Annotated in this window: 9 protein-coding genes; 4 read left to right on the forward strand and 5 right to left on the reverse strand. The window is 67.3% G+C overall.

What is annotated here, in order from left to right; translation table 11 throughout:
- Nucleotides 1-32: 32 nt before the first annotated feature.
- Nucleotides 33-2,003, reverse strand: coding sequence for a PAS domain S-box protein (locus tag ACMCNN_RS27910; RefSeq protein WP_412743464.1), 1,971 nt, complete (start codon nt 2,001-2,003; stop codon nt 33-35).
- Nucleotides 2,004-2,107: 104 nt separating this feature from the next.
- Between ACMCNN_RS27910 and ACMCNN_RS27915 the strand changes: the two genes are divergently transcribed.
- Nucleotides 2,108-2,923, forward strand: coding sequence for an SAM-dependent methyltransferase (locus ACMCNN_RS27915; protein ID WP_412743465.1), 816 nt, complete (start codon nt 2,108-2,110; stop codon nt 2,921-2,923).
- Between the two features lie 73 nt (nt 2,924-2,996).
- On the opposite strand, the gene ACMCNN_RS27920 is transcribed toward ACMCNN_RS27915, so the two are convergent.
- The 4 genes from ACMCNN_RS27920 to ACMCNN_RS27935 form a co-directional block, all read right to left on the reverse strand.
- Entirely contained in the window at nt 2,997-5,303 is a 2,307-nt protein-coding gene (locus ACMCNN_RS27920) for a putative bifunctional diguanylate cyclase/phosphodiesterase (RefSeq protein WP_412743466.1), read from the reverse strand.
- Nucleotides 5,304-5,463: 160 nt separating this feature from the next.
- The gene (locus ACMCNN_RS27925) at nt 5,464-5,841 is read right to left on the reverse strand and encodes a response regulator (protein WP_412743467.1); all 378 of its coding nucleotides are present in this window, start codon (nt 5,839-5,841) and stop codon (nt 5,464-5,466) included.
- Nucleotides 5,842-6,527: 686 nt separating this feature from the next.
- A complete protein-coding gene (locus ACMCNN_RS27930; RefSeq protein ID WP_412743468.1) occupies nt 6,528-8,114 on the reverse strand; it encodes a hypothetical protein in 1,587 nt (528 codons plus the stop codon).
- A 473-nt stretch (nt 8,115-8,587) separates the two neighbouring features.
- On the reverse strand, nt 8,588-9,787 hold the full coding sequence (locus tag ACMCNN_RS27935; protein WP_412743469.1) for a PQQ-binding-like beta-propeller repeat protein: 1,200 nt from the start codon (nt 9,785-9,787) through the stop codon (nt 8,588-8,590).
- Nucleotides 9,788-9,971: 184 nt separating this feature from the next.
- Between ACMCNN_RS27935 and ACMCNN_RS27940 the strand changes: the two genes are divergently transcribed.
- From ACMCNN_RS27940 to ACMCNN_RS27950, 3 genes are all read left to right on the forward strand, one after another.
- Nucleotides 9,972-10,274: a transposase gene (locus ACMCNN_RS27940; RefSeq protein ID WP_412743470.1), complete on the forward strand. Its 303-nt coding sequence runs from the start codon at nt 9,972-9,974 to the stop codon at nt 10,272-10,274.
- On the forward strand, nt 10,271-11,167 hold the full coding sequence (locus tag ACMCNN_RS27945; RefSeq protein ID WP_412743471.1) for an IS3 family transposase: 897 nt from the start codon (nt 10,271-10,273) through the stop codon (nt 11,165-11,167). The genes ACMCNN_RS27940 and ACMCNN_RS27945 overlap by 4 nt, the downstream gene beginning before the upstream one ends.
- Before the next feature lie 124 nt (nt 11,168-11,291).
- Nucleotides 11,292-11,624, forward strand: a complete 333-nt coding sequence (locus ACMCNN_RS27950; protein WP_412743472.1) for a helix-turn-helix domain-containing protein — start codon at nt 11,292-11,294, stop codon at nt 11,622-11,624.
- The last annotated feature ends 472 nt before the right edge of the window (nt 11,625-12,096 follow it).

Raw genomic sequence — 12,096 nt, forward strand, 5'->3', positions numbered from 1 at the left:
CCGTCCACATCGTGCCGCCCGGCCCCCGATCATCAAGGGGCTGTGGCTGATCGATGGTCGAGGATCTGGCGTACGGCGGTGAGCAGCTGGGGTTTGGTGAAGGGTTTCTCGAGCAAGGTGACGTCGGGGTCGAGGGTGCCCTGGGAGGCCAGGACCGGTTGGGCGTAGCCGGACATGTACAGCACGGCCGTTTCGGGGCGTGCTTTGTGCAGCCGTTCGGCGAGTTCCTTGCCGAGCATGTGGGGCATCACGACGTCGGTGAGGAGCAGATCGATGGGTCCGACGTGGCGTTCGGCGAGGGCGAGGGCGGCGGGGCCGTCGTCGGCCATGAGGATCTGGTAGCCGGCGCTGGTCAGGACGCGGCGGATGACCTGGCGTAGGGCCGGTTCGTCCTCCACGGCCAGCACCGTTTCGCCGCGGCTGCTCACCGGAGCCCGGGCGGTCGTGTCGGTGGTGTCGGCAGGGCTGTCATCGGTGACGGGCAGCAGGACGGTCATGGTGGTGCCGGTACCGGCCTCGGAGGAGATGCTGAGATCGCCGCCGGCGGCGGTGATGATGCCGTAGACCGTGGCGAGGCCGAGCCCGGTGCCCTGGCCCGCGGGTTTGGTGGTGAAGAACGGTTCGAAGGCGCGGTCGATGACCTCCTGGGGCATGCCGGTGCCGGTGTCGCTGACTCGGAGCCGGACGCAGCGGCCGCTGAGCAGCGTGGGCCGGTCGGTGGCGTCGCAGGCGTCGAGGTCGTCGGTGTCGACGACGTCCGTGACGATGCTCAGATGCCCGCCGCGGGGCATGGCATCGCGGGCGTTGACGGCGAGGTTGACCAGTACCTGTTCGAGCTGGCCGGGGTCCGCGGTGACGGTGGTCGCGGCGTTGGTGAGCCGTGTCGTCAAGGTGATGTGTTCGCCGATCGCGCGGCGCAGCATCTGTTCGACGTCGGTGACCACGGTATTGAGGCTCAGGGCGCGGGGGCGTACCACCTCGCGGCGGGCGAAGGCGAGCAGCTGGTGGGTGAGTTCGGCGCCGCGCTGTCCGGCACGGTTGATCTGTTCGGCGTCGCTTGCCAGGTCGGCGAGGCCGGCCGCGCCGGCTTCCTCGGCGATGAAGCCGGCGTAGTTGACGATCACGCCGATGATGTTGTTGAAGTCGTGAGCCACGCCTCCGGCGAGCTGGCCCAGGCTCTCCAGCCGTTGGGTGCGTTGCAGTTGTGCTTCCATCCGGGCGTGGTCGGCTTCGGCGCGCATGCGCAGGTACTCGTTCTGCGCCCGGAGCCGTTCGGTGACGTCGCGGATCACCGCGCACCGCATCCGCCCCTGATCGGTGTCGATCACGGCGGCGGTGATCTCGACGGGGACCGGGGTACCGTCGCTGCGGTGCGCCACCGTCCGCGGCTGTGCCCCCACAGCGCCGTCACCGGTATGCCCGGCAGGCTCACCGTCGTCGGACAGCGCAGGGGACAACAGGGCGTCGGCGCTCCTGCCGATCAAGCCGTTGCGGGCGACGCCGAACAACCTGTCCGCCTGGGCGTTGGACAGCACCACCTGCCCGCTGTCGGCAACGCCGATGACAGCGTCCGGAGCGGCTTCCAGCAGCGCCTTGAAGCCGACCTCCAAGCGTTCGCGGTCGCTGAGTCGCCGCGTGGTGCTGACCAGACCGATGATGCGGCCGGCCCGGTCGGCCAGGGGCGCCATCGACACCGACACGGGGATCGTGTGCCCGTCGCGGTGCACCCGCCAGGTACGGAAGTGATCGATCGCGGCGCCGGCCAGGAACAGGGAAAGCATCTCCCGCTGGTCCCGGCGCTGTTCCGGCGGAATGATCAGGTCCAGTGACCTGCCCAGGACGTCCCGCGCCGGGTATCCGTAGAGCCGTTCCGCCGCCGCGTTCCACGCGATGATCTCAAATGCGGAGTTCGCCGCCACGATCGCATCGTGCGACGAACGCACCACTGAAACACACACGTCATCCGCAAGGCCCGTGGGCTGCTCATCCAATTCAGCTGTCATACCAGCCCCCTGACGGGCTTCACGTTACCGATTCCCCGCCCCCCGATACGGCGCTTTGTCTAGGCTCAGACGGGGACCAACGGTCGGCTGCGAGGTGAAGCGCCGTGACGATCGATACGTACCTGTGTCCGGCACCGCTGTGCGTTGACCCGGAACAACCCACCGGCGCCCGGGTCTATGACTTCCTCATCGGCGGCCACCACCATTTCGCCGCTGACCGCGCGGCCGCCGAAACCGTTTTGGATGCCATGCCACAGGTACCGCAGGTCATGCGGGCCAACCGAAGCTTCCTGCGCCGCGCTGTCGACGTCGTGGCGGCCGAAGGGATCCAGCAGTTCCTGGACCTGGGTTCCGGCATCCCGATCGCGGACAATGTGCACGACGTGGCCCGCCGGACACACCCCGACGCCCGAGTCGTCTACGTCGACATCGACCCGGTCGCCGTGGCGCATACCCGGACGATGCTGGCCGACGACACCAACGCCGACATACTGCGGGCGGATCTCACAGATCCGGACGCGGTCCTCGCCGATCCCGTCGTGCGCCGCCTCATCGACCTCACCGCGCCGGTGTGCCTGCTCTTCGTTGCCGTGGCCCACCACGTCGCCGACACCACAACCCTGCTCCATGCCCTGGCCGCCTACCGGGACGCCGTACCGGCCGGCAGCTACCTGATCATGTCCCACCTCACCGACGACTGTGACCCTCGCGCCGTCGATCGAGCCCGACAGGCGTACAACAAGGCCGTCGCACCGCTGGTACTGCGTTCCCGAGGCGAGTTCGCGCAGATGCTGCACGGCTGGCAGCTCATGGACCCCGGCCTGACCTACAGCGGGCAGTGGCGGCCCGACTCCGACGACCCGGAAGCCAACGAGGTGGCCAGCCGCTGCGTCCTGACCGCCGCCGGCTACAAGCCATGATCACTGCTGCCGTGGCCGCGAGACGGACCTGTCACGAGTGGCTGCCAAGCGCGGCACCCGGAGCGTCGACACCTCAGGGGCGCTGGCCGTCCTGAAGGAGGCCCGCCGTCGCGGGACGACCGACGAGTGCGGGACGGCTGTGCTCGTGCAGGAACGCGTGCAGGTCCGTGACGGGGGCAGGCCTGGCGAAGTGGTAGCCCTGAGCGAGTGTGCAGTCGAGGGCACGCAGGCGCTGGGCTTGGGTGGGGGTCTCCACTGCCTCGGCGATCGTGACCAGTCCGAGGCTTCGGCTGAGCTCCAGAATGGCGCGGATGAACGCGATCTCGCGGGCGCCCCCGTTGTCGATCTGCCGGGCGGTGAAGGAGCCGTCCATCTTGAGAATGTCCACGGGCAGTTCGCGCAGGTAGGCCAGGGATGAGTAGCCGGTGCCGAAGTCGTCGATGGCGATCCGTACGCCGTGGTCGCGCAGTTGTTGCAGTTGGGCGGTGACCGTAGCGGCGTCGGTGACGGAAGTGACCAGAACGGTCTCGGTGATTTCCACGATCAGGGCGCGTCCGGGTAAGGCGCAGGCGTCCAGGAGGCTCAGCAGGTGCGTAGCGAACAGCGGATCACGCAGCTGCCGGGCGGAAACGTTCACGGTGACGGCGAGTTGGTACTCGGGCCAGAGCCGCCGGAGGTCCGTGCAGACCTGGCGCAGGACCCAGTCGCCGATGGCGGTGATGGCGCCACCCTGCTCGGCCAAGGGAATGAAGTGATCGGGAGGGATGCGGGTACCGTCCGGACGCGTCCAGCGCAGCAGCGCCTCCGCGGCCGCGACATGCCCGGTGGCCAGATCGACGATCGGCTGGTAGTGCACCTCGAACTCGCCCGCCTCGACGGCGTGATGCATCTGTGCCACCAACTCGGCGTTGGCAAGCCGTTCGGCGTGAATCGCAGGGTCGAAGACGGCGACCTGATCGCCGCCGCGACTGCGGGCGGTGCGCAACGCCAGGTCGGCGTCGCGCAACGCGACAGAGCACGGCTGCCCGGCCGGAAGCGCCACGGCACCGATGCTGGCGGCGAAGCGGCGCGCGGTCAGCCCTCGCACCCGGTAGGGGCGGTGCACCGCGGCCAGGATGCGCTCAGCGAGTCTGCGGCCGTCGCGGTCGTCGCCGGCGAACGCGCACACGGCGAACTCGTCAGCGCTCAGGCGGACCACGGTCGCGCTGCTGGGCACTTCGGCACGGATCCGTCCGCCGGTCTCGACCAGGATGGTGTCGCCGGCCTGGTGGCCGACGGTGTCGTTGAAGTCGCGGAAGCCGTCGAGGTCGACCAGCAGCAGTACCCGGTGGTGAGGGCTGGCTTCGTCCAAGCGGTCCTGCAGCACGACGCGACTGCCCAGGCCGGTCAGCGCGTCGAGATGGGTACGGCGGTTGAGCAGCGTGGCCAGCTGGGACAACCGGACGATCAGCAGCACGGACATCGCGGTGCCGAGGATTCCCGGCACGATCAGCCGCGCCGAATGGCCGGCGGGCTGCGCGGCGGCGATGCTGACGATGCTCAGTGCGCTGACACCAACGGTCAGCGACACGTACGCCGCGAGCCGGCCGCGTGATGCCGGTGACGGGTTGCCCGGCATGCTGCCCGTGCTGCGTGCCATCGAGGGATGCAGCGCCGCGCCACCGAGGAGCAGGTACGTGCCCAGCCAGCCGAGCGCAGTGAGCGTGTCATGGCTCTGACCGGCCAGCAGCAGCACGTAGTTGGTGGTGTCGGTGACCACGAGCAACCCCGCCGCGCCAACCATGAGCCGGTATGCGGACGTACGTACCCGGGAGATCACCACCACCCGCACCGTCAGCACCAGGATCAGCAGGTCAATGCCCACATAGCACAGGTAGCTTCCCAGGCGCAGCCCGGCGAACCGGCCGTCGAACAACAACGGTGCGACCACCAGCGTCCAGAGCGCGGCACCACCGCCGAGCGCGACGATCCCGGCGTCCACCGCGCCGCTGCGTTGTTCAGGGGGGCGGACCCACCAGTAGATGCTCGACGCGGTCAGCATCAGCATGACCAGATAGCAGGCGTCGCCGAACGACGGGAACCGCGGCACACCGGTGGGTTCCATAGCCAAAGCCCAGCCCACCTGCGCCAGCAGCGACAGGACCACCGCTCCGGCCAGCAGCCACCAGGTCGCCGACCAGACCGGCCGGTACCGGCGCACACCCACGGCCACCGCCACGATCAGCGAAGTCGCCACCGCCACGTACACCCAGACGCGCACGGCCGGGGGCAGCATCGCTCCACCCACCAGCACGACAGCGCCGATGGCGAGGTACCAGCGATGCAGACCGCCTTCCCGGGTAGCGCCTGCGGGGGTGGTGGGCACCATGTCGCGGCTCACCGCTCATGGATAGCGATTCGCGGGTGTCGTCCAGTTGCCGGTTCGTGGCACGCACGGTGTTTCCCACCGCGGGACCGACCCATCCCGGTGGGGATGCCTCACCGGCGGCGTTCCGCCGAGATCAGAACCGACGCCTGACATCGGCGGCGCCTGCCCGTCATCAGGACGGGGGAGGCGGGGCGAGTACCTGCCGGACGCACGCGAGCAGTTCGTCGGGCGTGAACGGCTTGGTTATTACGTCGCAGACCTGCGGGAGCTGTTGACGGACCTGATCGGGAACCACGGAGCCGGTCACCATCATGACGGGGATGGTCGACAGCTCGTCATCGTCGTGCAGCAGTTGGTATGCCTCGAAGCCGCTCATGCCCGGCGGCATCATGCCATCCAGCAAGATCAGGTCGGGGTGTCGTTCGCGTACCTGGTCCACCGCGGCCGCACCGTCATTGACGGTGATCACGGTGTGCCCTGCCCGCTGCAGGATTCGCGAGATCATTTCACGCATCGCCGGGTCGTCGTCTGCGGCAACGATGACGGCCATCCAAATCCTCCAGCGGCATAGTTAAGAAAACGTCCCTTAAGGCTGAAAACGGGTGAAAGGGACAATAGCAGCTTCTCTGGATGAAGCCCGCGCGAGGCGATCTCCATTCGCGCTCGTCGACTCAGCACAACCGAACCCGGGCAACGCCCGAACCAAGCGCAGGAGACGATCACGGCAGGTCGGCATGCCCACCATTGCCGTCAGCCGGGCACCCGCACTACCGCTGGTCAGAGCATCACAATGGAGCCGCCTATCGGAATCGAACCGACGACCTACGCATCACGAGCTGAATCCCGTACGGATTGAGTGATGATCGTGAGTCCGCAGGGGGTCTATCTGTCCAGGCAGGCGCCCGGTCGGACGCTGCCCGGTCGTCGCGTACTCCCACACCGCTCTACGAACGCCCCCGGCGTCACCCGAGCCTTGTACGCTTCGACGACTTCCACAGGGTCATGGGAGTCGATCAACACATGCAGGTCTTCGTGATGCGGCACCACGTTCGGTTCGACGCCCCAGACGCCGTCTGGCACCCACCGAACGCCAGCGCGCCCTGCGTCGTAGATCAGCCAGGCTAACCGAGGTGGAGGCGTTTGCCTCGATGAACGCCACCGGGCGGCAGATCGCCGCAGCACAGGCCAGCTCGGCTGGCCCCGGCCCGGCACAGGGGTGCCGGGCCGGGCAGGTGTTCACCGCTGCTGCGTGTTGCTCGCCCACGTGACCTTGGCTGGCGCCGGGTTGTGCGCGTAGAGGACGAGGTTCCCGTCCTCCTGCATCCAGAGGGTCGAATCGCCATGGCGTTCGGTGTTGGACGCCCACAGGGCCTTGTTCTGGTTGTCGTACAGGACCAGGTTGCCGTCGTGCTGGTTGCTCAGCCGGTAGGCGTGCCGGCCGGAGATCTCCCATCGGACGGTGTTGCCGCCGGGCTTGACCTCGTACATCACCAGGTTGCCGTCGCCCTGCATCCACAGCCAGAATTTGCCATCGTTCGAGCGCATCCCCGAACCGCGGAATAGCGAGCGCCCCGGCGAGAGAGACGCGAACCATTTGTCACCTCGCAACGCCTCGCCGACGTCGGTGTACATCGGCTCCTTGGGGTTGCCGTTGGCGTCGCGCAGCCCGAAATGGCACTCGGACTGCGCAACCGAGCAGGCTTCGTGATTGGGCGGCAGGTCCTGGAAGGAGTAGATGATGAGCGGTCCCGTTCCCGGACGCGTCCGCCACATCCGCACGCCCTCCTCGAGCGCGTCCCGGACTTGCTCATTCGACACCGGCACGCGCGCACCGACCGTCGAGACGCCGAACTCGGTGGCCCAGATCTTCTTCCCCGAGTCGCCGTGGCGTACCAGGACGTCGCGCAGCGCCGCGAGACCGCCGCACTCCACGTCGTCGGGCCCGAAAAGTGACCAAAACCGGTACCAGTGGCCGTTCGTGCAGGGCGGTTCCGCGTACGACGGGAGGTGGCCGGCGCCCATGTCGGGGTACGGGTGGTAGGCGACCGCGTCGAACTCGCGCCCGTAGCCGTGCTGGTACGCCCACTCCAGCCAGTCCGAGGCTTCGTTGTCGTCGTGGCTGATGTTCTTGGCGTCGGTGTACCCGTCACCGAACGCGGAGCCGCCGGCCACGACGACACAGCCGGAGCAGTGCGCCTTGACCCGCTCGTGCGCAATGCGGGTCAGTTCCCAGTACCGCCGCGCCCGCACGTCGACGCTGTTGTCGCCGTAGTTACCGAAGTTCTTGAGATTCGGCTCGTTCCAAACCTCGTACGCCTGCACCTCGTCGCCGAAGTGCGTCACGGTGGCGTCGACGATGGCTCTCCAGGGAGCGTCCTCGGTGGGGAAGTAGTTCGGGTTGCGGCCGCCGTTCGCCCACGACGCGGAGTAGCCGAGGATGAGCAGCACACGGATGCCCTGTTCGTGGGCGGCATCGACGAGCCTGTCGAGCTTGCGGAAATCGGGCGTGGCGTCCCGGCTCGGCTGGATGTCGTTCCAGTCCAGTCCGAACCGCATGATCGGCTTTTTGTCGCCGACGTACTGATCAATGGCCGAAAGCCGATCCACCTCGCCGTCACGGTCGCCGCCGCCGTTGAAGCCGACGTCGTCCGACGTGAAGCTGTAAGGATTCGGGATCGGTTCCGACGCCGCGGCGGCGGGTGCGGGCGACCCACCGAGCGCCGCGGCGCCCAGTGTCGGAATGATCAATCCCGCCACGACCCGGCGTAAACGCATGAATGTCCGCACTGGTTCCCCTCGTGTCACGCAGCCCATGTGGATCAAGCGGCGGAGGCACACTATCAAGATCACGAATCTCGGCGCGCATCCGTTCGTCCCGGGCGACTGGCGGCCTCGCCCACGACGCTCTTCTCGGACAAGGCACTCATGCCTTCCGATGTCCGCAGAGTCGCGCAGCCGCCGAAGCAGCGGCCCAACTCGTACCCCGGCAAGTCCACCGCCCGACGGCCGGGCTCACCTCGGGCTGGCAGCGTCCCTTGCGCCTCACCTCAAACGCAGACCAGGCGTTCGGCTTGAAAGCCGAACGCCTGGTCACAACCACTTTCTCATAGAGCCGCCTGTCGGAATCGAACCGACGACCCACGCATTACGAGTCATCACCGGCACTGAAGTCACACCCGTGCAGGTGCGCCGACCTCACCCCTGTCGTCCTGGGACGTTCGAACCGGTCCGGCGGCTTGGCTGCTTTGCTGGCTGCTCCAAGGATGGGACGCAGTGCTACGCGGACACCTGACACCTCATGGCGCGTATACGCCGATCCAGCTCGTACCTATCGTCGCGTAGACATGGCCGCCGCCTACAGCCTCCACGTGCTTGACGCTGGCCAGGGCGGTGCTTGCCCTGACCTTGGCCCCATTCGAGGCGTTGCGAATTGCGACGGGCTTGCCGGCAACGGAGACATAGATCAGGCCACCCGCGCGGAGAGGCTGGCCGGTGCGGCCGCCAAGTTTAACGGACCACAGCAGCCTTCCGGTCGCGGAATCGTACGCCTCGAGGTTGGAACCGATGCCCATGTACAGCCGCCGGCCGTCCGTCGCGACCCGGTTACTGACCCTATCCATGGACCACAACACCCTCTGGTCCGACGCGCGAACCGCCTTGAGCGTCCAGTCGCTGCTATCACCGACGAAGACAATGTCGCCGGTCGGGGTCGCAGCGAGGGGCTGCCATGTCATCGGCCAACTGCTCCGCTCCTGACCGGTGTGTACGTCCTTGAGAACGATTTCATGGCCGTAGTGATTGACCAAGACCCCACCGTTGATGGGAATCGTCGAGACCAGCGTGCGGGCACCGTCGGAGTTGGTACCGTCTGACCACACCCCTACGCCGTCACTCAGCCGGTACGCCGTGACCAGGGGATCGGTGGCGTAGTTGTCGCCGCCGACGACAACTACGCCGTCGATGACCGTGACGGTGTTAGCGTCGGTGTCATCCTCGGCGTGCCACAGATGCGCCCCGCTCATCAAGTCATATGCCTCGATCTGCCCGTCTGACTCGCCCCCTTCGATTCCACATTCCCGTTCCGTTGCTGTGACTATGACGGTATTTCCAGCCACGAGCACGTTGTGCGCGGTGCGATCCGGGATGTAGTCGTCGGTCTTCCATACCTGTTGGCCGGTGACGGAGTCGCGCGCGACCAAACCCTTGTAGTCCTGCGTCAGCGTTAAGCCACCCGCGACCACAGGTCCAACCTGCACCGGGGCGAAGGGGCAGTCGTCAGATGGCGGCGTCGGGGTGACCTGCCAGCGCATCTTCACCTTCTTGAGCGTGCTGGCGTTGATGAGAGACTCGTTCGGGTTGTAGTAGGAGTGCCCGGGGTCGTACCCGACTTCGGGCCATCCTCCAGCTGCCGCTGCCTGAGCAGGCTGTCCCGAGAGGCCGAGCGTGGCCGCAAGTAGGGCGGTAGCCGACAGTCCGGCGCCAATCCTGTGTCTCATGTGCTCCCCCGTACTTGGAAGCACTCAGCGTAAGAAGATCAGTACCACATGCGAGTGCAAGCAAACAGCTAATTGTCTTGGTACAGATGGTCAGAGGTGCGCGCCCTGGGCCTGACCCGCTTTGACGGACATCCACGATCAGGAGCCGGTGGGCTCCGGGAGGATGTCCAGCATCATGGAGAGCATGGGTAAGAAGCGGCCTCGGCCTCGTCGCTCGTTCACGGCGGAGTTCAAGGCCGAGATCGTCGAGTTGTGTCAGCGGGGTGACCGTACGATCCGGCAGGTCAGTCAGGATTTCGATCTGACCGAGACCGCGGTGCGGGACTGGGTTAAGCAGGCCGAACTCGACACCGGCGCCCGCAGCGACGGGCTCACCTCGGATGAACGCGCTGAGCTCGCGCAGTTGCGACGGGAGAACCGGCGGTTGCGCGAGGACGTCGACATCCTCAAGCGGGCGACGGCTTTCTTCGCGAAGGAGACCCGGTGAACGTGTACCCGTTCATCGAGGCGGAGCAGGCCGGCTCACGGAACGTCAAGCGTGCGTGCGAGCTGATGCAGGTCTCCCGATCCGCCTACTACCAGCACACCCGGGGCGAGCAGGCCGAGCGGGATCGCGTCGACCAGGCGCTGAGCAAGAAGATCACCGCCGTGTACGAGCATTCCCGAGGCACCTACGGAGCCCCGCGGGTGCACGCTGAACTCGCCGCGCAGGGGCTGCGGCACGGCCGCAAACGCGTCGCCCGGTTGATGCGCACGGCCGGGATCGCCGGCAGGTGTCCGCGTCGGTGGCGCACCACCACCATCCCGGATCCAGCCGCCCCCGCACGTCCCGACCTGGTGCACCGTGACTTCGCCGCCGACCCGACCGCGACCGACACCCGCTGGTGCGGCGACATCACCTACATCCCCACCCGGGAGGGCTGGCTGTATCTGGCCACCGTCATCGACCTGGCCTCCCGCCGGGTCGTGGGCTGGGCCGTCGCCGATCACCTGCGCACCGACCTGGTCGACGCCGCTCTATCCCACGCCCTGACCCGGCGCCGACCTGCCCATGGGCTGGTGTTTCACACCGATCGCGGCTGTCAGTACACCAGCGCCCAACACGCCCGCCTCGCCGCCCGGCACGGCGTTCGACTCTCGCACGGCCGGCGCGGGCAGTGCTGGGACAACGCAGTCGCTGAGTCGTTCTTCGCCACCATCAAGACCGAACTGCTGCACCGGCAGCCGTGGCCCACCCACACCGCGGCCCGGCAGGCGATCTTCGAATACGTGGAGGGCTGGTACAACACCCGCCGCCGGCACTCGACCCTGGGCTACCTCAGCCCCGCAGAATACGAAGCTGGCGCGATCAGTCCGCTACCAGCCAGCACGGCAGCGTGAGACCAACACATCGACCCTGTCCGTCGAAACGGGTCAAGCCCACCCGAAGACTGATCATCCCGCGGTTCATCGGGCCCGACGCTGCATTGATGCGTGATCGGGCGCCTAACGTAGCTTCCCGGAGATGGACACAGATGAGGTTGACCGGTTCATCCAGCGGCTTGCACGCTCAGCGTCTTCATTGACGCTCGACCAGCGGCTGAGACTCGCCGCTCTGCTCGCCCATCCCGCGACGCCAGAGCGTGTCGGTGAAGCGGCCGGGCCAATGCCAGCCCAAGAGCATCCGGTTGTACTCACGGTCGAGGAAGCGGCCGAGATGCTGAAGGTGGGTCGCACCACGGTTTACGACCTGATCCGAACAGGCGATCTTCGCAGCGTCATGATCGGCCGTCTGCGCCGGATCCCGTACACCGGCGTACTGGCGTACCTCGCGGATCACTCGTCGCCGCCAGCTTAGCCAGGCACTTCGCCTGCCACTTCCCACGGCCATGAGCAGCGACGGCGACCCCGGCGCAGCTCGGCGTGGTTGCTGTCAGCGTTGCTGTCATGGCCGAGTCCCACACTGCCAGGGGGCGCTCGGCCAAGATCGTCAACCTGCAGCGCTCTCACCGGCGCGGATGTAGGTCCGCTTCCCGGGAGTCACCGCCACCCCCCTCCGCGACCGGCCCATCTGGCACGGATCTGGCACGTGGGACGTCCCGCGATCTTGGTTAACCGCCTTCGATTTCGTACGAGTGCCGTCCGGGGTGCCCCGCGAACAACAAGCAGATGGTCTCGTTGCCCAGCTCGTCCACCTCCGACAGAGCGGCTGGGCAGATGTTGACTTCGCGGATCTCCGAGGCGCTCAGGGTCCAGCGCACCCACCACTCGGTGCCACCCCTTGCTGACCGAGGGAGCCGTGCGGGTCGTCGTGCCCAACGTCGAGATGA

Origin of the sequence: Krasilnikovia sp. MM14-A1004 (assembly GCF_047159485.1) — a bacterium.
Taxonomy (GTDB): Bacteria; Actinomycetota; Actinomycetes; order Mycobacteriales; family Micromonosporaceae; genus Actinoplanes.